The sequence below is a fragment of the Thermobacillus sp. genome, from assembly GCF_003390775.1.
GTDB classification, from domain to species: Bacteria; Bacillota; Bacilli; order Paenibacillales; family Paenibacillaceae; genus Thermobacillus; species Thermobacillus xylanilyticus.
Genome location: NZ_QEWA01000029.1, coordinates 40,344 through 61,892, shown reverse-complemented (window position 1 = coordinate 61,892; position 21,549 = coordinate 40,344). Strand labels below are relative to the sequence as shown.

Genomic DNA, 21,549 nt, shown 5'->3' with positions numbered 1-21,549 from the left:
AAACCGGCCGCTGCAGCCGATCAGCCGTACGGTGCGGCCGCGGGCAGGACCGGGGATCTAATAGCGGAAACGTTCGATGAGCAGCGGCTGAATTTGCCGGCCTTCCAGCGCCGCTTCGCATGTCTCGAGCAGCAGATCCATCTTCGCGACGAGCGAGTTCGGTTTCTGCTGCGGATTGTCCTGGCCGAACGGGACGAAATAAATGTTCTTGGTGTTCAGCAGCTTCGCGATGTTCGGCGCGTTCAGACCGAGGCCGTCATTCGTCGAGATCGCGAGCACCAGCGGACGGCAGTTGCGCATCTGGGCCTTGGCTGCCATCAGCACCGCGCTGTCGGTCATCGCGTTGGCCAGCTTGCTCGTCGTATTGCCCGTGCACGGCGCGATGATCATGATGTCCAGCAGTTTGGAAGGACCGAGCGGCTCGGCTTCCACAATGGTGGAAATGACTTCGTTCCCGGTAATCTCCTTCAGTTTGCGCCGCCATTCTTCCGCCGTGCCGAACCGGGTGTCCGTCGTGAGGACACTGTGCGAAATGATCGGCACCACGTTCGCGCCCGCATCGACGAACCGCTGAATCTGCGGCATCACTTCGTCGAACGTGCAGTGTGAACCGGACAATCCGTACCCGACCGTCTTGCCTTGCCAAATGCTCATCGCTTCTCCCTCCCGAGCCGCAAGTCTTCCATCAGCAGCCGGCCGAGACAGTCCGCCATGATGCGGCCGGCGGTCTTCGGAGCCACGATGCCGGGAAGTCCGGGTGCGAGCAACGCTTTGATGCCGCGCCGCTCGGCGTAGCGGAAATCGGTGCCGCCGGGCTTCGACGCAAGGTCGATGATGACGGCGCGCGATGGCATTTGAGCAATGATCTGTGCTGTGACTATCATAGTCGGAATTGTATTAAAAAGCAAGTCGAGATTGCCCGCGTGAGCCGCCAGATCCTTGATGTAGAAAGGTTCGAAACCCATCTCGTACGCCCGGGCAAAATGTTCGTCCCGCCGCACGCCGATCTTCACTCTCGCCCCCATTCCCTTGAGCGTCCGGGCGAGCGTCAGCCCTGTCCTCCCCATTCCCAGCACCAGTGCCGTCGATCCGTGGATCGTGATGTCGGTATGTTGAATCGCCATCATGACGGCGCCTTCGGCCGTCGGAATCGAATTGTAGATCGCCACATCGTCCCGCTCGAACAATTCGACCAGACCGATGCCGTATTTCGTGCACAAATCCTTCAGGTATGGCTTCGCCATTCCCGTGTAAACCTTGCAATGCTTGGGCAGCCGGGCGATGTAGTCTTCTTCCAGCACAAGCTGCTTGTCGCTGAATACGGCCGTCACCGTGCCGTCGTCGTCGGTGCCGACTGCGGGCAGAATGAGCGCATCGGCGTCTTCGAACAATTGTCCGTCCAGCTCGGCATGCACGGCTCCGTCCAGCGGCGTGCTCAGCCCGTCGAAGCCGACTGCCAGCACGGTTGCGTCCAGTTCGGTCAGCTTGCGGATGACTTCAAGCTGCCTGGCATCGCCGCCGAGCAGCACGATATTCGCGCCCGTGAGCAATATTTCCCACTCCTTTCCGCACCTGGGCTATAGACCATCGTATGCAGGGAGCGCTCCGCGGGTGATTCAAGCAAAAACGGCCGGCGCCGTCCTACCGCGAGGGTGCGTCCGTTTTGCGGTGAAAGATAAGCCGATTATATGAAAAAAAAGGCCGCTCCGGCCGGCGAATCGCCGGCCGGAACAACCTTTCTTGTGAAATAGGTATGGAAGATTACGAGCCTGTCCCGGTATGCCCGAATCCGCCGGCCCCGCGGCCGGTGTCGTCCAGCTCGTCCGCTTCGATCAGCCGTACGGGCGGCACCTCCTGGAACACCATCTGGGCGATCCGGTCGCCCCGATGGATCGTGAACGGCTCGCTGCCCAGATTGATCAGCAGCACCTTCACTTCGCCGCGATAGTCGGCGTCGATCGTGCCGGGCGTGTTGAGGCATGTGATGCCGTGCTTGAGCGCCAGTCCGCTGCGCGGCCGGATCTGCGCCTCCAGTTCGCGCGGCATCGCCATGGCGAAGCCTGTCGAAATGAGGCGGCGCTCGCCGGGAGCCAGCGTCACCGGTTCATTGACGGCGGCGTGGACGTCGAACCCCGCCGCCCACTCGGACATCCGCTCCGGAAGAGGCAGACCTTCGCCGCCGGGCAGCCGTTTAATGCGAACTTCGTACAAGACAATCCCTCCTCAATGCGGACACCGCCGAATCGTCCGGTCCGACCGCCGCGACGGCGAACGGAACGGCAAACATCCGGTCGATCATCATCCGGACGTCATCCAGCGTAACCGCGTCGATCCGTTCAAGCATCTCGTCGAGCGAATCGTGGCGTCCGAGCATCAGCTCGTTCTTGCCGATCCGGTTCATCCGGCTGCTCGTGCTTTCCAGGCTCAGGATGAGGCTGCCCTTGAGCTGTTCCTTGCCGCGCTCAAGTTCCGCATCGGTCAGTCCGCCTTCGGCGAGATCGGCCAGCTGTTCGAGCGCCACGTCCAGCACTTCTTTCGTCTGCTTCGGCGCCGTTCCCGCATAGATGGTGAAGATGCCGCTGTCGGCATAGGACGTATGGTAGGAATAGACGGAATAGGCCAGTCCGCGCTTCTCGCGGATTTCCTGGAACAGCCGCGAGCTCATCCCGCCGCCGAGCGCGTTGTTGAGCAGCACCATCGCATACAGCTTCGGGTCGCCGATCGGGCAACCGGGAAACGACAGGCAGAGGTGATGCTGCTCGGTCTGCTTGTGGTGATAGATATAATCGCCGCGGAATACCGGCGGAACCGGCTCCGAGCCTCCGCCGCGCCGGTCGAAGCGGCCGAAATGGCGCTCGAGCAGTTCCGGCAGCTTGCCCTCGTCCACGTTGCCGGCGATGGCGATGACCGTATTGTCCGTCCGGTACTGCCGGGACATGTAGCCCCTGAGATCATCCGGCTGCATGGCGCGCAGCCGGTCTTCCAGCCCGAGAATCGAATAGGCGAGCGGATGATCGCCGAATGCGGCCCGCGACGCCTCGTCGTGCACCTTGTCGTCGGGCGTGTCTTCGTACATCGCGATTTCCTCGAGGATGACGTTCTTCTCCTTGGCCAGCTCCCCCGCATCGAACTGCGATTCGAAGAACATGTCCGCCAGCGCTTCCACTGCGATCGGCAAATGCCGGTCCAGCACCTTCGCGTAATAGCAGGTGTACTCTTTCGACGTAAACGCGTTCACGTTGCCGCCGATGCCGTCGAAAAGGTCCGCGATATCCTTCGCGCTGCGCTTCGCCGTCCCCTTGAAAAGCATGTGTTCAATCAAATGCGAGATGCCGCTGATCTCCGGCGTCTCATCGCGGGAACCCGTCCTCACCCAGATGCCGAACGAGACGGAACGGCTGGTCGGGATGGGTTCGACCACGATGCGCAGACCGTTCTGCAGCGTATAACGATTCACCGCGTATCCCCCTGACGAAGTCAATGATTCCACTATACCAAAATCAAGGTGCGGGCTCAACCGGCGGCACCCGGGCGGTCGACAGCGTGGCGGACACCGTCCCGGGCTCGATGCCCTTGCTCCGCAGGACGTCGATCATGTCTGCCATCGCGGTGCTTGCCGATGCGGTGGGATGCATCAGGATGAGCGACCCGGGGCCGGTGTCGCGCCGGATCTTCGCCACGATGTTTTCCGGCGGCGGACTCTTCCAGTCCACCGTATCGACCGTCCAGAGCACGGTCTTCAGCCCGAGCTGGGCGGCCGTCCGGACGGTCGTCGCATTGTATGAGCCGGAAGGCGGCGCAAACCACTTGTTGTCCCGCACGCCGAGTTTTTCTTTCAGCAGCGCTTCCGTCCGCGCGATCTGCCGGTATTGTTCGTTTCGTCCGAGCTTCGCCATGTCCGGATGGGAATAGGCGTGGTTGGACAACTCGTGGCCGCCTTCGGCAATTTGCCGGGCCAGCGTTTCGTTCTTCTCCAGCCACGATCCGTCAAAGAAGAAAGTCGCGCGCACGTCCTTCTCCTTCAGCGTCTTAAGAATCGACGGCAGATGCTCGTTGCCCCAGGCGACATTGATCATGAGCGCCGCCATCCGCTTCTTCGGATTGCCGCGGTAGATCGGATGGGGGCCGAGATCGTCCAGTCCGACCTTCGGCTCGATCTCCCGCAGCACGGGCCGGATCGGCGAACCCTCCGGAAGCAGGCGCATCGCCGCGTATGTACGCTCAATATCCAGTTCGACCCCATTGTATCCGGGGATCGCATGCCAAACGCGGTCGACGACCGCATCGACGGGCGGTTCCGCATACTGCGGCGCAGCCGCTTTGATCCGTTCAAGCAGCGCATCGGCCTTGCCATCCGCCGCCGCTTGCGGAGCGGCATACGTGCGCACGCCGGCCCCGGCCTGCGCCTTGACCGCCTGAACGTAGTCGGCCATCGCCCTGACCGAAGCCGCAAGTCCCCAGACGGCGGCCGCGCACAGGGCGGCAGCCGCCAGCTTCTTCCATTTCATGACCGCGCTCCTTCGCCTTTAGTCTCCACCATTGTATGTAAAGCGGGACAAGAATATAACGCGCGGCATTCCTCAGTCCCGGGCCCCTGTGCCGCATAACGGCATAAAAAAAGAGACAGACGGTAATCTGGCTCTTTCTTGGGGCTTTGCCTAAGCTCATCGTTTCGCGCCTTGCGCGACGAGCACCGCTTTGCGGGACAGGTTGATCCGGCCCATCTGGTCGATCTCGGTGACTTTGACCGTAATCTTGTCGCCGATCTTCACGACGTCTTCCGTCTTGGCGACCCGTTCGGTCGACAGCTGCGAGATGTGCACCAGCCCTTCCTTGTTCGGCAGAATCTCGACGAAGGCGCCGAATTTTTCGATCCGTCGGACTGTTCCGACGTAGATTTCGCCGACGACAACATCCTTGACGATCCCCTCGATGATCTGGCGTGCTTTTTCGTTCGCCGCTTCATCCGCCGAAGCGATGTACACCTTGCCGTCCTGCTCGATGTCGATCTTGACGCCGGTATCTTCGATGATCTTGTTGATAATTTTGCCGCCGGCCCCGATCACATCGCGGATCTTGTCCGGGTTGATCTGCATGATAATGATCTTCGGCGCGTAAGGCGACAGCTGCTTGCGCGGCTCCTTGATGACCTCGAGCATCTTGCCAAGGATGTACATCCGGCCTTCGCGGGCCTGCTCCAGCGCCTGGGACAGAATTTCGCGGTCTATGCCGTCGATCTTGATGTCCATCTGGATCGCGGTAACGCCCTTCGCCGTCCCGGCCACCTTGAAGTCCATGTCGCCGAGGTGGTCTTCCATGCCCTGGATGTCCGACAGGATGGAGAACTGGTCGCCGTCCTTGATAAGCCCCATTGCAATGCCGGCCACCGGGGCCTTGATCGGAACGCCCGCATCCATCATGGCCAGCGTGCTGGCGCAGATCGAAGCCTGCGACGTCGAACCGTTCGATTCCAGCACTTCGGACACGAGCCGGATCGTGTACGGGAACTCGGATTCCGGCGGAATGACCTTCGCCAGCGCCCGTTCGCCGAGCGCGCCGTGTCCGATTTCGCGCCGTCCCGGAGCCCGGAGCGGTCTCGCTTCCCCGACGCTGAATGGCGGGAAGTTGTAGTGGTGCATGAACCGCTTCGACTCTTCGAGATCGATGCCGTCGAGAATCTGGACATCGCCGAGCGCGCCGAGCGTGCAGATGCTGAGCGCCTGCGTCTGACCGCGCGTGAACAGTCCGGAGCCGTGGGTGCGCGGCAGCAGCCCGACCTCGCATTCGATCGGACGGATCTCGTTCAAGGCGCGTCCGTCCGGACGAATCTTCTCGTGGGTGATCAGCCGGCGAACTTCTTCCTTGACGATGTCATGGAGCACTTCTTTCACATCGGCCATTTTCTCCGGCGTCTCGGCATAGACCTCTTCAAAATAGGCAATGGCGTCGGCGTTCACGGCGTCGATCGCATCCTGCCGCGCCTGCTTCTCCGGCACGCGGATCGCTTCGATCAGCCGCGCGCTTGCGAATTCGCGGACGGCGCGATTGACTTCCTCGTCCACCGCGTGCAGCTGCACTTCCATCTTCGGCTTGCCGGCGACGCTCACCAGTTCTTCGATCATGTCGACGATTTTCTTGATTTCCTCGTGGCCGAACATGATCGCTTCGAGGATGACCTCTTCCGGCACTTCATCGGCTTCCGCTTCGACCATCATGATCGCGTCCCGCGTGCCGGCGACGACGACGTAAATGTCCGACCGTTCCTCCTGCTCGACCGTCGGGTTGATGACGAATTCACCGTCCACGCGGCCGACGATGACGCCGCCGATCGGACCGTTGAACGGAATGTCGGAGATGGAAAGTGCCGCGGATGTGCCGATCATCGCGGAAATCTCCGGCGAGCAGTCCTGGTCGACGCTCATGACGAGGTCAACGATCTGCACTTCATTCCGGAAGCCCTCCGGAAACAGCGGCCGGATCGGACGGTCGGTCAGCCGGCTTGCCAGAATCGCTTTCTCGCTCGGACGGCCTTCGCGCTTGATGAATCCGCCCGGAATTTTGCCGACGGAATAGAGCCGCTCTTCAAAGTTCACCGTGAGCGGAAAGAAACCCAGATCCTTCGGCTCCTTCGATGCGGTCGCCGTACACAGGACGACCGTGTCGCCGTAGCGTACCGTCACGGCGGCGTTCGCCTGTTTCGCCAGCCGGCCGGTCTCCAGCACGAGCGGACGACCGCCGAGCTGCATCTCGACTCGATGTACCATTTAACTCCTCCTTCATAGCCTTACAGCACAATGCGCCTGCCTGTCCAATGGCAAAAAGCAACCAGACGCCGACGTCCGTCCCGCGGGACGGCTCGGGCAGCCGGTTGCTTTCTTACCGCTTGCGTTATCGGCGCAAGCCGAGTTTTTCGATCAACGCGCTGTACCGATTGATATCCTTCTTCTTGAGATACGCAAGCAGCTTTCTGCGCTTGCCGACCATCTTGAGAAGTCCGCGACGGGAATGATGGTCTTTCTTGTGTACCCGAAGATGCTCGGTCAGATTCGCGATGTTCTCGGTCAGGATAGCGATCTGAACTTCCGGAGAACCGGTGTCGGAAGCGTGCGTCTTGTGCGCTTCGATCACTTCGTTCTTCCGTTCTTGCGTAATGGCCATCCCTGTTCACCTCCTTATGAAAATCGCCGACAGCCTCGCCGCCGATGGTGAGGTCGCACAGCCAAGCTGCGGTTCAACAAGTTGCGGCGCTCCGGCCGCAACGACAACAAGTATAGCATATGCGCAGGATGAAAGTAAACTGTCGGATTATTGCCGGACGAAGGCGAGAAGCCGCCGCGCCTGCTCCGCGTCTTCCCGGATCTGTGCGGTCAGTTCGGCGACGCCGTCAAACCGCAGCTCCGGCCGGATGAAGGCGACGAAGTCCACGGCGAGCCGCTCGCCGTACAGATCGCCGGAGAAGTCGAGCAGATGCGCCTCCAGCTTCGGCGTTCCGCCCGTGCCGTAGAACGTCGGCGCGACGCCGACATTCATGACGGCCGGATAAGATGCGTCGCCCCGGCGCACATTCACCGCATACACGCCATGCCGCGGCAGCACATAGCGGCCGTCGGGCTCGATGTTCGCCGTCGGGAAGCCGATCGTCCGGCCGCGGGCCGCGCCGTGCACGACCGCCCCGGAAATCCGGTAAGGCCGTCTGAGCAGGCCGGCGGCAAGCGCCACATCGCCCAGTTCCAGCGCTTCCCGGATGCGCGAGCTGCTGACTTTGGCTCCGGCCGCCGCCACCGGCTCGACCGTATGGACGGCGAGATCCGGCGCGCCGAGTTCCGCGAGGACGGCGGGATTGCCCGCGCCGCCGCGGCCGAACGTAAAGTCGAACCCGACGACCGCATCGGACACGTTCAGGCGTTCGATCAGCAGTCTGCGGACGAACGTTTCGGGCTCGAGGCTGGAAAATTCATGGTCAAATACGGCCACATACACGATGTCGACACCGAGCTCGCCGAGCAGCCGGATTTTCTCCGGCAGCGGTGTCAGCGATGCGGCATACGCCTCTCCGTGCCCGAAGAACGCGCGCGGGTGCGGATCGAAGGTCATGACGGAAGCCTGCTTCCCCGCCGCGCGCGCCAGTTCGACCGCTTTGCGGATGACGGCCTGATGGCCCGGGTGAACGCCGTCGAAGTAGCCGATGGCCATCGTCTTCGGCAGCCGGTCTTCCGGCGCCCCGGGCTCATCGGACGGGTAACGCAACGTGATCGTGATCAAGGCATTGCACCTGCATTTCCTCTCAATTTGCGGGTCGGAAGTTCACTTGAGCAGAATGCTTCGTCAGAATTCGTCCGCGGAAGCGAACACCTTCACCGGCCGAAGCACGCCCGCATCGCCATCCGCTTCGAACAGGCCGACGAATCGGCCCGCGCCGTACAATCGGACAAGCCCTTCTTGTTGCGGGGATGCCGGCTTGACCCGCTGCCCCCGCACCGCTCGGGCCGCCGCCGCCGCTCCCACATCGATGCGCGGGTAATGGCCCAGCGCCCGGTCGACCGGCAGCAGCGCATCGGCCAGTTCGCCGGATGCGGCCAGCGCTTCGATCCGCTCCATCGTCAGACAGTCGGATTCACCGAGTCCGGCGGACATCGTTCGCACGAGCGATTCCATCGCGGCGGGAACCCCCAGCGCGCGGCCGATGTCGACGCACAGCGTGCGGATGTAGGTGCCCTTGGAACAGACCGCCCCAAAGCCGATGCGCGGCCGCGGCACGCCGAGCTCGGCGAACCTGAGCTCCAGCGAATGAATCGTCACCTTGCGGGCCTTGCGCTCGACGGTCTTGCCTTCGCGGGCCAGCTCGTACAACTTGCGTCCGCCGACCTTCACGGCCGAATACATCGGCGGCACCTGTTCGATCTCGCCGATGAACCGCGCGAGCGCCTCCCGCAACATCGCCTCGGTCACATGCGACGCGTCCGACGTATCAAGCACCGTACCGGTCAAATCTTCGGTATCGGTCGCGACGCCGAGCTGCATGACCGTTTCATACGCTTTCGGCAGTTCCTGCATGTATTCGACGACGCGCGTCGCGCGGCCGAGACAAAGCGGAAGGACGCCGGTCACCTGCGGGTCCAGGGTGCCGGCGTGCCCGATGCGCCGCATGCGCGTCCATCGCCTCACCTTCGCCACGACGTCGTGCGACGTCCAGCCGGCCGGCTTCCATACGGCGAGAATACCTTCCAGTTCCTTAGATTGCTCCATTTGTTGTAGCCAACGCCTTTCCTGCATTACAACGAACGGCGCACCGTGTCCACGACGAGCGGCATCGCCTGATCCAGCGGCATGGACATCCGGCACCCGGCCGCCCGGATGTGGCCGCCGCCGCCGAACTGCTGCGCGATGGCAGCGACATCCGCCTTGCCGGCGGAGCGGAAGCTCACCTTCACGGAGCCGTCGTCCATCCCCTTGAACAGCATGCCGACTTCCACGCCGTCGATGTTTCGGGCGTAATTGACCAGCCCTTCCAGATCTTCGCTGGACGCCCCGGTCTCCTCAAGATCCTTCGGCTCGATGTACAGCCAGCCGACCCTCCCGTCTTCCGTGAACCGGAGGCGGGAAAGTCCCCGCTGGAGAATCTTCAGCTGCGGCATCGTCATCCGCTCGAGCAGCCGGTCCGCCAGCTGGTAGGCGTCCACGCCCGCGGTCAACAGCTTCGAGGCGGCGGTCATCACGTTCGGGCTCGTGTTCGAATAGCGAAAGCCCCCCGTATCCGTCAACAGGCCGGTGTAGATCACGGTTGCCGCATCCTTGTCGAACGCGAGGCCGGCATGTTCAATCAGTTCAAACAGAATTTCGGCCGTCGCCGCCGCATCCTGGCGAAGCAGATTCACGGTGCCGAAGCCGTCGTTCGTCGGATGATGATCGATATTGAGCAGTTCGCAAGGTTCTTCGAACAGTTCGCGGACAAGGCCGATCCGGGAGAAATCGGCGCAATCGACCGCGACGACGGCTCGGAATTTGCGGTCCGGCTTCCGTTCACCGTAATTGACGATTTCCCCGGCATGCGGCAGAAACTCCAGGCGGGACGGAATCCACCCTTCATTAATCATGAGCGACCGCTTGCCCAGACGGTCAAGCAGCCAGCGGACGGCGATGGTCGAACTGATCGCATCGCCGTCCGGCTGCACATGCGAAACAATCAGAAAGTCGTCGTGTTCACGCAGGAAGCGGAGCGCCTCGTCGAGCCGGGTTCTGTATTGATCGCCGACGGACGCCATCTTACGTCTCCTGCTCCCGGTTGAGCTGCTCCAGCAATTGTTCGATGCGGCTGCCGTATTCGATGCTGGAGTCGAACTTGAAGGCCAGTTCCGGCACATGGCGCAGCTGGATGCGCCGTCCGATTTCGGTGCGGATGAACCCGCGGGCTTTGCCGAGCGCCGCAAGCGTCGCTTCCTTCTGTTCGTCATTCCCGAGGACGCTCAGATAGACCGTTGCCTGCGACAGATCGTTCGTCACGTCGACACCGGTGACGGTTACGAAGCCGATGCGCGGATCCTTCAGCTCCTGCTGCAGAATCTGGCTCATCTCCTGTTTGATTCGTTCCGCGACGCGGCTGACGCGGACTCTGGCCATCTTCGATCACCTCTCAACGGTTTCCATCACGTACGCTTCGATCGTGTCGCCTTCCTGAATGTCGCTCACGCCGTCGATCATCAGGCCGCACTCGTACCCTTGCGCCACTTCGCGGACGTCGTCCTTGAACCGTTTGAGCGAGCCGATCTTGCCCTGGTGGACGACGATGCCGTCGCGGATAAGCCGCGCTTCGGCCGTCCGGGTGATCTTGCCCGACGTCACCATGCAGCCTGCAATCGTGCCGACCTTGCTGACCCGGAACACGTTCCGCACTTCCGCGTGGCCGATGACAACTTCGCGGACGACCGGATCGAGCATGCCTTTCATGGCCTGTTCGATCTCGTCCGTCACGTTGTAGATGATGTTATGCAGCCGGATGTCGACGCCTTCCTGTTCGGCGGTCGCTTTCGCCTGCGTCTCAGGCCGGACGTTGAAGCCGATGATGATCGCGTTCGACGCGGATGCGAGCGCGACGTCCGATTCGGTTATGGCGCCGACGCCGGAGTGAATGATCTTCACCCGCACGCCTTCGACGTCGATCTTGAGCAGCGAGCCTTTGAGCGCCTCGACGGAGCCCTGAACATCCGCTTTGATGATGACGTTCAGATCCTTGATCTCGCCTTCCTTGATCTGCTTGTACAGATCATCCAGCGTTACGCGGGCGTTCGCGCCGCGTTCGGACTCGCGCGCCTTGGCGGCGCGGCGCTCCGCGATGGCGCGCGCCTTGCGCTCGTCTTCGAACACCATGAACGGATCGCCGGCTTGCGGCACTTCCGTCAGACCCGTGATCTCGACCGGCGTCGACGGCCCCGCTTCCTTGAGCCGGCGGCCGCGGTCGTTCACCATCGCCCGGACGCGGCCGAAGCAGTTGCCCGCCACGAAGGCGTCGCCGACATGGAGCGTGCCGTGCTGGACGAGCACCCGCGCGACCGGACCTTTGCCCTTGTCGAGTTCCGCCTCGATGACGGTGCCGCGCGCCCGTTTGTCCGGGTTGGCCTTGTAGTCGTTCACTTCCGCGACGAGCAGGATCATCTCGAGCAGCTCTTCCAGGTTGATCCGCTGTTTCGCCGAAATGTTGACGTAGATCGTGTCGCCGCCCCATGCTTCCGGCACCAGGCCGTACTCGGTCAGCTCCTGCATGATCCGGTCCGGGTTGGCGGTCGGCTTGTCGATCTTGTTCACCGCGACGATGATCGGCACGTTCGCCGCTTTCGCGTGGTTGATCGCTTCGACCGTCTGCGGCATGACGCCGTCGTCCGCAGCGACGACGAGCACGGTGATGTCGGTCACCTGCGCGCCGCGGGCGCGCATCGTCGTGAACGCTTCGTGGCCCGGCGTGTCGAGGAAGGTGATCTTCTTGCCATTCACTTCCACCTGATAAGCGCCGATGTGCTGCGTAATGCCGCCCGCTTCGCCGCTCGTCACGTTCGTATGGCGGATTGCGTCAAGCAGCGTCGTCTTCCCGTGGTCGACGTGGCCCATGATCGTGACGACCGGAGGACGCGGTTTCAGATCCGCCGGGTCGTCCTGTTCTTCAACCGTCTCGAAGGCGTCTTCGTCCACCGGCAGCTTGATCTCGACTTCGACGCCGTATTCGCCGGCGACGAGCTGGATGGCGTCGAGATCGAGCACCTGGTTGATCGTCGCGAGCACGCCGAGGAACATCAGCTTCTTGATAACGTCGGAGACGTCCTTGTGCAACAGTTTCGCCAGTTCGCCGACGGTCATTTCGCCGCGGACGATGATCTTTTTCGGCGTGTTGTCGACCTTCTCGCGGCGTTCCTGACCTTTCTTGCCGCCCTTGCCGGCATTCAGCTTGCCCTTGAAGCCGCCGCGCGGCTCTTCGAATTTCCGGCTGTTCTCGCCGTTCTTGTTGCGGCGATCCTTGTCCTTGTCTTTGCCCGAGCCCTTCTTCCGGTCGGGTTGCGGCGGTGCCGCCGGTGCCAGCGCCGCGCCGCGGAAACCGCCGCCCGCGCCGCCGCGCATGCCGCCACCGCCTTGCGGACGGCCGCCCTGCGGACGATCGCCCCGGCCGCCTTGCGGACGGTCGTTCCGGCCGCCTTGCGGACGGTCGTTCCGGCCTCCGCCATGAGCCTGGCCGCTCTGCGGGCGGTCGCCGCGGCGATCACCCTGCCCGCCTTGCGGACGACCTCCTTGCGGGCGATCGTTCCGTCCCCCCTGCGGACGGTCGCCCCGTCGTTCACCCTGACCGGCTTGCGGACGGTCGCTCCGGCCGCCGCCCTGAGCGTTCTGGCCGCTCTGCGGGCGGTCGCCGCGGCGCTGCGCGCCGGCCGCATTCGTCTGCGGCGCCGCGTTCACCGTCGCCGGCCGGTTCGCGGACGGCGCACCTTGCTGCCGCGGCGCTTCCTGCGCCTTCGCCTGCCGCTGCTGAGCAGCCTGCAGTTCCTGCTGCGCCCGCTTCGCCGCCGCGTTCTCCTTGATGCTGCGGAAGAAACCTTCCACTTTCTCCACCATGTGGTCTTCCATGACGCTCATATGATTGTTGACTTGCAGGCCGAGCCGTTTCAATATGGTCAGGATCTCCTTGCTGCTCATGTTTTGGGATTTGGCATATTCATATACGCGAAGTTTGTCCTTGTTCTCCTGTTTACTCAATATCTTCCACCTCCGATAGTTCGCCGAGCCGGTCCGCGACGAGCGCCGCCAGCCCCGCATCCAGCACGGCAACGACGACGCGTTCCGCCTTGCCGATGGCGGCGCCAAGCGTCCGGCGGTCGAACGCCTCGATGCGCCTCACACCGTAAGCCCTGCATTTGTCCCCGTACTTCTTCTTCGCCTTGTCCGACGCGTCGGCCGCCACGACGACGAGCTTCGCTTTCCCGCTGCGGATTGCGCGCAGCACCGTCTCGTCGCCCGAAGCCAGCTTGCCCGCCCGCGCGGCCATGCCGAGCGCGTTCAGCGCCCGGGCCGGATCACGCATCTTCTTCACGGGCGCCGGCTGCCTGGAATTCATCTTCCACCCGGATGAAATCCTGTTCGAGACGGTCATAGATCTCCGGGTCGACGGAGACGGCGAGCGCCCGATCGAATGCCTTGCTCTTCTTCGCCAGTCTGAAGCACGACGTTTGTCCGCAAAGGTAAGCGCCGCGTCCCGATTTCTTGCCGGTCAGATCAATCGAAACTTCGCCTTCCGGAGAACGCACGATGCGGATCAGACTCCGCTTCGGCTTCATTTCCTGGCAGGCGACGCATTTGCGAAGCGGCACTTTGCGCTGCTTCATGTTCGGTAACCCCCTCCATGCCCTTCAGGCGATGCCTGCTCAACCGTCGTAGGATACGGAATCCTGGTGCATGGCCTCGCCTTGCGATCTCGGACGGTCGAATTCAACTTCTGCCTGCGACTCGCTCTTGATGTCGATCTTCCAGCCGGTCAGCTTCGCCGCCAGCCGCGCGTTCTGGCCCTTGATGCCGATCGCGAGCGAAAGCTGGTAATCCGGCACGATCACCCGCGCAACCCGCTCCTGCTCGTAGACGATCACTTCGAGCACTTTGGACGGGCTGAGCGCGTTGGCGACGAACTCCTCCACATTTTCCGACCAGCGGACGATGTCGATTTTCTCGCCTTTCAGCTCGTTCACGATCGTCTGGACGCGCATGCCCTTCGGTCCGACGCACGCGCCGACCGGATCGACCTCCGGATTGCGCGAATGGACCGCGATCTTCGAACGGAACCCGGCCTCCCGCGCGACGGAGCGGATCTCGACGATACCGTCGTAGATCTCGGGCACTTCCAGTTCGAACAGCCGCTTGAGCAGCCCGGGATGCGTCCGCGACAGGATGATCTGCGGACCTTTCGTCGTGTTTTCGACCCTCGTGATGTACGATTTGACCCGGTCGCCGTGCTTGAATTTGTCGTTCGGCATCAGCTCGGTCAGCGGCAGCACCGCTTCCACCTTGCCGAGATCGACGTACAGGTTGCGCGCGTCCTGGCGCTGCACGATGCCGTTGACGATGTCTTCTTCCTTGTCGATGTAAGCATCATAGATAAGACCGCGTTCAGCCTCGCGAATGCGCTGCGTGACGACCTGCTTCGCCGTCTGGGCCGCGATGCGGCCGAAATCCCGCGGCGTCACTTCGATCTCCGCGATGTCGTCGAGCTGGTAATGCGGATTGATCTCCCGGGCGGCGTCGAGCGAGATCTCGAGCCGCGGGTCCAGCACCTCCTCGACGACCGTCTTGCGCGCGTACACCTTGATGACGCCGGTATTGCGGTTGATGTCGACGCGCACGTTCTGCGCCGTGTTGAAATTGCGCTTGTAGCTCGAAATGAGCGCAGCCTCGATCGCCTCGAGCAGCACATCCTTCGAGATGCCCTTCTCCCGCTCGATCTCCGCCAACGCTTCGATAAAATCGATGTTCATGGGAACTGGATTCCTCCTCTCGACTGATTGCGGGATTATTCGAATACGATGGCCAGGCGCGCCGAGGCGATTTTCGCCCAGGGCAGCGCGTGGCGCTTCTTGCCGATTTCGACGACGGCCGTGCCGTCCTCGAACGAGACGAGCCGCCCTTCGAATTCCTTCATGCCGTCGATCGGCTCGTAGGTCGTCACGAACACGTGCCGGCCCACCGCTTTCGCCATGTCTTCCGGCTTCTTCAGCGGCCGCTCGGCTCCGGGCGACGAAACCTCCAGGAAATAGGCTTCCGGAATCGGATCGAGTTCGTCGAGCCGCGCGCTGAGCCACTCGCTGATCCGCCCGCAATCGTCGATGTCGATGCCGCCTTCCTTGTCCGCGAAGACGCGCAGAAACCGGCTGCCGCCTTCTTTCACATATTCGATGTCGACAAGCTCGAAACCGTTCTCTTCCAGATACGGCTTCACCAGTTGCTCGACAACGGATTCAATCTGGGCACGATTTGCCGCCACCTCTCGATTCCTCCCGGTACGCTTCAATATCCGCAGACAAAACGTAAAGAGTGGGTTTCCCCACTCTTTGTCGTCGGCGAACCTTCAGTTACAACATTACCGGAAAAATTATAGCACAGTCGGATGAGCATGACAACTGTCTGCGCAAATGCAGATTCGCCTCAGAACAACGACAACTGGTTCGTCTCCGGCAGTCCGCGGAAGCATCCCATGGCGGCAAGCTGTTCGACAATCGTCTTCGTCGCGCGCGAACGCGTCTGGAAGTCCTCGATCGAGAGGAACGGCCCCTCGTCGCGCGCGGCCGCGATGTTGCGCGCCGCGTTCTCGCCGATGCCGCTGATGGCTGCGAACGGCGGGATGAGGGCGTTGCCGTCGATCTTGAATTTCACCGCGTCCGAGCGGTACAGATCGATCGGCTTGAAGACGAAGCCGCGGGCCGTCATCTCGAGCGCCATCTCGAGAATCGAGACGCTGTTCTTCTCCTTCGTCGTCGCGTTCATGCCCTTCTCCTCGATTTCGTTCAGCCTGCGAAAGATGGCGTCATAGCCCTGGCACAGCGTCTCGAGCTCGAAATCTTCGGCCCGGACCGAGAAGTAGGCGGCGTAGAACTCGATCGGATGGTAAAGCTTGAAGTACGCGGTCCGCACGGCCGAGATGACGTAAGCGGCGGCGTGCGCCTTCGGGAACATGTACTCGATCTTGAGACAGGAATCGATGTACCATTCGGGGACGCCGCACTTGCGCATTTCCTCGATCCATTCCGGCGTGAGCCCCTTGCCCTTCCGCACGCTTTCGGTAATCTTGAACGCCAGCCCGGCATCCATGCCCGCCTTGTAGATCAGGTACAGCATGATGTCGTCGCGGCAGCCGATGACCGTCTTGATCGTACAGGTGCCGCTCTTGATCAGTTCCTGCGCATTGCCGAGCCAGACGCCGGTGCCGTGCGACAGGCCGGAAATCTGGAGCAGGTCGGCGAACGACGTCGGCTTCGCCTCGCTCAGCATCTGCCGGACGAACTTCGTCCCCATCTCGGGCACGCCGTAGGTCGCAACCGGCGTCTTGATCTGCTCCGGCGTGACGCCCAACGCTTCCGTCGAGCTGAACAGGCTCATCACCTTCGGATCGTTCATCGGAATCGTCGTCGGATCGATGCCCGTCAGATCCTGCAGCATCCGCATCATCGTCGGATCGTCGTGGCCGAGAATGTCGAGCTTGAGCAGATTCGCCTCGAAGGCGTGGTAGTCGAAATGGGTCGTCTGCCATTCGGCGCTCGTGTCATCGGCCGGATACTGGACCGGCGTCACGTCTTCGACTTCGATGTAGTCCGGGACGACGACGATGCCGCCGGGGTGCTGGCCGGTCGAGCGCTTGACGCCGGTACAGCCCATCGCCAGCCGCTTCAATTCGGCGCTGCGCCATTTCTTCCCGTGGTCTTCCTCGTATTTCTTCGCGAATCCGTACGCCGTCTTCTCCGCCACCGTGCTGATCGTGCCGGCGCGGAACACGTTTTTCTCACCGAACATGACCTTCGTGAAGTTGTGCGCGTGCGGCTGGTATTCGCCGGAGAAGTTCAGGTCGATATCCGGCACCTTGTCGCCCTTGAAGCCGAGGAACGTTTCGAACGGAATGTCCTGTCCCTCGCCCTTCATCGGCTGTCCGCACTTCGGGCAGTTCTTGTCCGGCAGGTCGAAGCCGCTCGGCACGCTGCCGTCAAGGAACCATTCGCTGTGCTTGCACGCCTTGTTCTTGCATATGTAATGCGCCGGCAGCGGGTTGACCTCGGAAATGCCGAGGAACGTCGCGACGACCGACGAACCGACAGAGCCGCGGGAACCGACCAGATAGCCGTCCTCGTTCGACTTCTTCACGAGCGCGGCCGAGATCAGGTAGTTCGCCGAGAAGCCGTACTTGATGATCGGGTTTAGTTCTTTCTCCAGCCGGTCGACGACCACCTGCGGCAGCGGATCGCCGTACATGTCCTTGGCGAAGGCGTAGCATTTCTCCCGGATTTCCTGGTCGGCGCCTTCGATGATCGGCGTGAACAGCTTGTCCGGGAACATGTCGTACGTCTCGAACCGTTCCGCCAGCTCCACCGTATTCTTCACGACGACTTCGTACGCCTTCTCCTCGCCGAGGAACGCGAATTCCTGCAACATCTCGTCCGTCGTGCGGAAGTGGGCGTCCGGCTTGCGCTGCTCTTTGAGCGGGCTGTAGCCCGTGATGCCGTGGATCGTAATGTCGCGGAAAATTTTGTCGCGCGGGTGCAGGTAATGGACGTTACCCGTCGCGATGACCGGTTTGCCCAGCCGCTCCCCGATCTCGCAGACGCGCCGGATCGCCTGTTCGATTTCAGCACGGCTCTGTACGAGCCCTTTTTCCACCAGGTGCATGTAAAAATCGATCGGCTGGATCTCCAGCACGTCGTAAAATTGCGCGACTTCCTCCGCCTCTTCCACCGTCTTGTTGAGCACCGTCTCGAAAAACTCGCCCTTCTCGCATCCGGACAGGATGAGCAGCCCGTCGCGCATCTCGTTCAGCTTCGACTTCGGCATGCAGGCTACCTTGTTGAAATATTCGGTATGCGAGAGGGAGATGAGCTTGAACAGGTTCTTCTTGCCCTTCGCATTCAGCGCGTAGACCCCGCAATGGAACGGGCGGGCGTTCGACAGGTCTTTGCCGGCGTGGTCGTTCAGCTGATGGAGCCCTTCGATGCCCCGCTGTTTCGCGTCGGCGATCAGGCCGAACAGGATGCCGCCGAGCGCCGCCGCGTCGTCCACCGCGCGGTGGTGGTTCTCGAGGCTGACCTTGTATTTCTCAGCCAGCGTATTGAGCCGGTGGTTCTTCAGCGTCGGATGAAGCATCCGCGCCATCTCCAGCGTATCGAGCACCGGATTCGGCAGTTCCGGCAGGCCGATCGCCTTGCAGTTTGCCTGGATGAAGCCGATGTCGAACCGCGCATTGTGGGCCACGAGCACCGCGTCGCCGACGAACTCGACGAATTCGCGCAGCTTCGGTTCCAGCTCGGGCGCGTCCTTCACCATGTCATCCGTAATGTTGGTGAGCTGCTGGATATTGTACGGAATCGGCTCATGCGGATTGATGAACGTCTCGAACTTGCCCGTCACCTTGCCGTCCCGCATCTTGACGCCCGCAAGCTCGATGATCTTGCTGTTCAAGATCGAAAGACCGGTCGTCTCGATGTCGAACACGACGTATTCCGCCGAAGCGAGGGGCTCCTCCCGCGGATTGAGGACGATCTCCACCTGGTCGTCCACGACGTTCGCCTCGACGCCGAAGATGACCTTCATATTGTGCTTCTTCGCCGCCTTGAACGCCTCCGGATAACAATGCACGTTCGCATGGTCCGAGATGGCGATCGCCGGATGGCCCCATTTCGCGGCCGTCTTGATGTAAGCGTCAACCGGCGTCACGGCGTCCATCTGGCTCATCGTCGTATGCAGGTGGAATTCGACGCGCTTCTGCTCCGCCGTATCCATCCGCTCCGGAGGAGCCGGCACTTCGTGCAGGTCGTTCGGCATCATGACGAGCTCCGGCTCGGCCATGAACTTGTCGTACTCGACGCGGCCGCGGGCGCGGATCCACATGCCGTCCTTGAGCAGACTGAGCACGGCGGCATCGTCCTTCGACTTCGCGAACACCTTCATCATGATCGAGTCGGTGTAGTCCGTGACGTTGAACGTGTACAGCGTATTGCCGTTCCGCAGTTCCCGCGTCTCGAGGCCGAATACGGTCCCCTGTACCGTGATTCTCTTCTCTTCTTCCGTGATGTTCGAGATGGGCACCGGCTCATCGCGGACTTCGTAACCGTACACCAGCCGTTCCGCCGCCGGACGTTCCGGCGGAGCGGCCGCGGCGGCGCTCTGCATCAACGCCTGCACGAGCTCGCGGTCGGCCTGCTCGCGTTCCTGCAGGAACCGCTCGTATTCGCCGCGGCCCGAGTCGCCGGCCATCAGTTTGACCTTGCAGGAGCGCCTGAACCTCCGCTCGAAGAACCGTACGGCCGCCTCGTCGATTTTCCGTTTGCGCGCCAGCTCCAGCCCCATCTCGTCAAGCAGGACGACCGTCAGCCGCCCGCCGTCCGTCTCGATGCCGGCCTTGCCAAGCCAGCCGTTGACGGAGACGTTCTCGCTCGCCGCCCATTCCACGAAATTGTCCCAATGGGCGCGCAGCACCTGATCCGTATCCGTCTCCGGATCATATTCGAGCACAAATTCGACGTCGGCTATCGGGCCGAACGTTTCGCGCGCACGGCTGACCAGCAGGCTGTACTGCCTGGCCGGCAGCACGGACTTTTTCCGGATGAAGAACGTCCACAGTCTGCTGGCGGCGGACACTTCCACGCGGTCGAGCAGGCCGTCGGCGAAATCCGAAGCGGCTTCCTCGCCGGTCAAGCCGATTTTCTCAAGCAGAAGCCCGAGTTTCTCGCGTCTGCCGTCGGTACGGTTCATTCCCCATCCTCTCCCGTTCCTTAAGAAAAACAGATGGCGCCATCCTCCCGGAAGGCGCGTCCGCTCAGCTGTTGAAGAAATGCCGGTTCGCCGGCGATCAGTACGCGCGTGCGAACACGACGGTATGCACCGCTTCTTCGCCGCATACCAGACATTTCGTCTTGCGCGACGACGGTTCGAACGGAATGTTCCGGCTCGTCGCGCCCGTCTCGTCCTTCACCTGACGTTCGCAAGCTTCGGAGCCGCACCAGCCGGCTTCGACGAATCCGCGCGACTCTTCCATGAATGCCTTGAGCTCGTCCAGTGTATCCGCCGAACGCGAGTGCTCTTCCCGGAACTTCTTCGCCAGCTCGAACATCGTGTTGTGGATCTCGTCAAGCGCCTTGATGACTTCCTCGACGAGCTTGTCCTGCGGCACCGTCCGCTTCTCGCCGCCGACCCGCGGAGCGAGCACGACGACGCCGTTCTCCATGTCCCGCGGTCCGAGCTCGATGCGAAGCGGCACGCCGCGCATTTCGTACTCGTTGAACTTCCAGCCCGGGCTGACGTCGTCGCGGTCGTCGACGCGCACGCGCACGCCCGCAGCTTTCAGCTGCGCGTACAGCTCGTCCACTTTCGCGATGACCTGCTCGCGCGTCTTCGGCGGACCCACCGGCACCATGATGACCTGGGTCGGCGCGACCTTCGGCGGCAGCACGAGCCCGCGGTCGTCGCCGTGGACCATGATCAGGCTGCCGATGAGACGCGTTGATACACCCCACGACGTCGTATGAACGTACTGAAGCTGATTGTTCCGGTCCAGATATTGAATGTCGAACGCTTCCGCGAATTTCGTGCCGAGGTAGTGGGAGGTGCCGGCCTGCACCGCGCGGCCGTCCTTCGTCATCGCCTCGACCGAATAGGTGTTGACGGCGCCCGCGAATTTCTCGGAAGGCGTCTTCTGGCCGGCGATGACCGGAATCGCCAGGAAGTTCTCGATGAAGTCGCGGTAAATTTCGAGCATGCGCATCGTCTCTGCGCGCGCGTCTTCTTCATTCTCGTGCGCCGTATGGCCTTCCTGCCACAGAAACTCGCTCGTGCGGAGGAAAGGCAGCGTTCTTTTCTCCCACCGGACGACGTTCGCCCACTGGTTGATCAGCACCGGCAGGTCACGGTACGACTTGATCCACTTGGCGTACATGTGGCCGAACATCGTCTCCGACGTCGGACGGATCGCCAGCCGCTCCTCCAGCTTCTCGCCGCCCGCTTCCGTCACCCACGGCAGCTCGGGATTGAAGCCTTCGACGTGCTCCTTCTCCTTCTGGAAGAAACTTTCCGGGATGAATACGGGGAAATACGCGTTCCGGTGGCCGGTTTCCTTGAACCGGCGGTCCAGCTCGCGTTGAATGTTCTCCCACAGTTCATAGCCGTCCGGCCGGAAGACGATGCAGCCCCTGACCGGCGAATAATCCATCAGTTCCGCTTTCCGGATGACGTCGATGTACCAGCGCGAGAAATCTTCGCTCTGGGGGGTAATCTCGGTTACGAACCCTTTCTCCTTCGACATAAGCGCCTCCTGCCATGAACCTTGATCCG

Annotated in this window: 18 protein-coding genes; all 18 read right to left on the bottom strand. The window is 62.1% G+C overall.

Going from position 1 to position 21,549, the window contains the following annotated elements:
- Positions 1 to 57 precede the first annotated feature (57 nt).
- Positions 58 to 654, bottom strand: coding sequence for a dipicolinate synthase subunit B (locus C6W55_RS04530; RefSeq protein WP_286891692.1), 597 nt, complete (start codon positions 652 to 654; stop codon positions 58 to 60).
- Positions 651 to 1,550 (bottom strand): dipicolinate synthase subunit DpsA, encoded by a 900-nt coding sequence (gene dpsA, locus C6W55_RS04525; protein ID WP_286891691.1) that lies wholly within the window; start codon positions 1,548 to 1,550, stop codon positions 651 to 653. The genes C6W55_RS04530 and dpsA overlap by 4 nt, the downstream gene beginning before the upstream one ends.
- Positions 1,551 to 1,761: 211 nt before the next feature.
- Positions 1,762 to 2,211: a dUTP diphosphatase gene (gene dut, locus C6W55_RS04520; protein WP_286891690.1), complete on the bottom strand. Its 450-nt coding sequence runs from the start codon at positions 2,209 to 2,211 to the stop codon at positions 1,762 to 1,764.
- Positions 2,192 to 3,457, bottom strand: a complete 1,266-nt coding sequence (locus C6W55_RS04515; protein ID WP_286891688.1) for a M16 family metallopeptidase — start codon at positions 3,455 to 3,457, stop codon at positions 2,192 to 2,194. Before C6W55_RS04515 ends, dut begins: the two co-directional genes overlap by 20 nt.
- 43 nt (positions 3,458 to 3,500) lie before the next feature.
- Positions 3,501 to 4,508, bottom strand: a complete 1,008-nt coding sequence (locus C6W55_RS04510; protein WP_286891687.1) for a polysaccharide deacetylase family protein — start codon at positions 4,506 to 4,508, stop codon at positions 3,501 to 3,503.
- 156 nt (positions 4,509 to 4,664) lie between these two features.
- Positions 4,665 to 6,764, bottom strand: coding sequence for a polyribonucleotide nucleotidyltransferase (pnp, locus tag C6W55_RS04505; protein WP_015254918.1), 2,100 nt, complete (start codon positions 6,762 to 6,764; stop codon positions 4,665 to 4,667).
- Between the two features lie 124 nt (positions 6,765 to 6,888).
- Positions 6,889 to 7,158: a 30S ribosomal protein S15 gene (rpsO, locus tag C6W55_RS04500; protein ID WP_015254919.1), complete on the bottom strand. Its 270-nt coding sequence runs from the start codon at positions 7,156 to 7,158 to the stop codon at positions 6,889 to 6,891.
- Positions 7,159 to 7,305: 147 nt separating this feature from the next.
- Positions 7,306 to 8,262, bottom strand: coding sequence for a bifunctional riboflavin kinase/FAD synthetase (locus C6W55_RS04495; RefSeq protein WP_015254920.1), 957 nt, complete (start codon positions 8,260 to 8,262; stop codon positions 7,306 to 7,308).
- A gap of 63 nt (positions 8,263 to 8,325) precedes the next feature.
- Positions 8,326 to 9,246, bottom strand: coding sequence for a tRNA pseudouridine(55) synthase TruB (gene truB / locus C6W55_RS04490; protein ID WP_286891685.1), 921 nt, complete (start codon positions 9,244 to 9,246; stop codon positions 8,326 to 8,328).
- A gap of 26 nt (positions 9,247 to 9,272) precedes the next feature.
- On the bottom strand, positions 9,273 to 10,262 hold the full coding sequence (locus C6W55_RS04485; RefSeq protein ID WP_015254922.1) for a DHH family phosphoesterase: 990 nt from the start codon (positions 10,260 to 10,262) through the stop codon (positions 9,273 to 9,275).
- Position 10,263: 1 nt separating this feature from the next.
- Complete coding sequence (gene rbfA / locus C6W55_RS04480) at positions 10,264 to 10,617, bottom strand: 30S ribosome-binding factor RbfA (protein ID WP_015254923.1); 354 nt, start codon at positions 10,615 to 10,617, stop codon at positions 10,264 to 10,266.
- Between the two features lie 6 nt (positions 10,618 to 10,623).
- On the bottom strand, positions 10,624 to 13,233 hold the full coding sequence (gene infB / locus C6W55_RS04475; protein WP_015254924.1) for a translation initiation factor IF-2: 2,610 nt from the start codon (positions 13,231 to 13,233) through the stop codon (positions 10,624 to 10,626).
- Positions 13,226 to 13,558: a L7Ae/L30e/S12e/Gadd45 family ribosomal protein gene (locus C6W55_RS04470; RefSeq protein WP_157373709.1), complete on the bottom strand. Its 333-nt coding sequence runs from the start codon at positions 13,556 to 13,558 to the stop codon at positions 13,226 to 13,228. Before C6W55_RS04470 ends, infB begins: the two co-directional genes overlap by 8 nt.
- Complete coding sequence (gene rnpM / locus C6W55_RS04465; protein ID WP_015254926.1) at positions 13,551 to 13,859, bottom strand: RNase P modulator RnpM; 309 nt, start codon at positions 13,857 to 13,859, stop codon at positions 13,551 to 13,553. Before rnpM ends, C6W55_RS04470 begins: the two co-directional genes overlap by 8 nt.
- Before the next feature lie 39 nt (positions 13,860 to 13,898).
- The gene (gene nusA / locus C6W55_RS04460; RefSeq protein WP_015254927.1) at positions 13,899 to 14,999 is read right to left on the bottom strand and encodes a transcription termination factor NusA; all 1,101 of its coding nucleotides are present in this window, start codon (positions 14,997 to 14,999) and stop codon (positions 13,899 to 13,901) included.
- 35 nt (positions 15,000 to 15,034) lie between these two features.
- Entirely contained in the window at positions 15,035 to 15,505 is a 471-nt protein-coding gene (gene rimP, locus C6W55_RS04455; RefSeq protein ID WP_015254928.1) for a ribosome maturation factor RimP, read from the bottom strand.
- Positions 15,506 to 15,666: 161 nt separating this feature from the next.
- Positions 15,667 to 19,974 carry a PolC-type DNA polymerase III gene (locus tag C6W55_RS04450; protein ID WP_286891684.1) on the bottom strand — a complete coding sequence of 1,436 codons (4,308 nt, stop codon included), beginning with the start codon at positions 19,972 to 19,974 and terminating at the stop codon, positions 15,667 to 15,669.
- A gap of 97 nt (positions 19,975 to 20,071) precedes the next feature.
- On the bottom strand, positions 20,072 to 21,520 hold the full coding sequence (gene proS / locus C6W55_RS04445; protein ID WP_015254930.1) for a proline--tRNA ligase: 1,449 nt from the start codon (positions 21,518 to 21,520) through the stop codon (positions 20,072 to 20,074).
- Between the last annotated feature and the right edge of the window lie 29 nt (positions 21,521 to 21,549).

What these genes read in the sequence shown, in the direction of transcription:
- proS (WP_015254930.1), bottom strand. Translation starts at nt 21,520, where the DNA reads ATGTCGAAGGAGAAAGGGTTCGTAACCGAGATTACCCCCCAGAGCGAA.
- rbfA (WP_015254923.1), bottom strand. Translation starts at nt 10,617, where the DNA reads ATGGCCAGAGTCCGCGTCAGCCGCGTCGCGGAACGAATCAAACAGGAG.
- C6W55_RS04510 (WP_286891687.1), bottom strand. Translation starts at nt 4,508, where the DNA reads ATGAAATGGAAGAAGCTGGCGGCTGCCGCCCTGTGCGCGGCCGCCGTC.
- truB (WP_286891685.1), bottom strand. Translation starts at nt 9,246, where the DNA reads ATGGAGCAATCTAAGGAACTGGAAGGTATTCTCGCCGTATGGAAGCCG.
- pnp (WP_015254918.1), bottom strand. Translation starts at nt 6,764, where the DNA reads ATGGTACATCGAGTCGAGATGCAGCTCGGCGGTCGTCCGCTCGTGCTG.
- rpsO (WP_015254919.1), bottom strand. Translation starts at nt 7,158, where the DNA reads ATGGCCATTACGCAAGAACGGAAGAACGAAGTGATCGAAGCGCACAAG.
- nusA (WP_015254927.1), bottom strand. Translation starts at nt 14,999, where the DNA reads ATGAACATCGATTTTATCGAAGCGTTGGCGGAGATCGAGCGGGAGAAG.
- C6W55_RS04470 (WP_157373709.1), bottom strand. Translation starts at nt 13,558, where the DNA reads ATGCGTGATCCGGCCCGGGCGCTGAACGCGCTCGGCATGGCCGCGCGG.
- C6W55_RS04485 (WP_015254922.1), bottom strand. Translation starts at nt 10,262, where the DNA reads ATGGCGTCCGTCGGCGATCAATACAGAACCCGGCTCGACGAGGCGCTC.
- rnpM (WP_015254926.1), bottom strand. Translation starts at nt 13,859, where the DNA reads ATGAAGCAGCGCAAAGTGCCGCTTCGCAAATGCGTCGCCTGCCAGGAA.
- C6W55_RS04450 (WP_286891684.1), bottom strand. Translation starts at nt 19,974, where the DNA reads ATGAACCGTACCGACGGCAGACGCGAGAAACTCGGGCTTCTGCTTGAG.
- C6W55_RS04530 (WP_286891692.1), bottom strand. Translation starts at nt 654, where the DNA reads ATGAGCATTTGGCAAGGCAAGACGGTCGGGTACGGATTGTCCGGTTCA.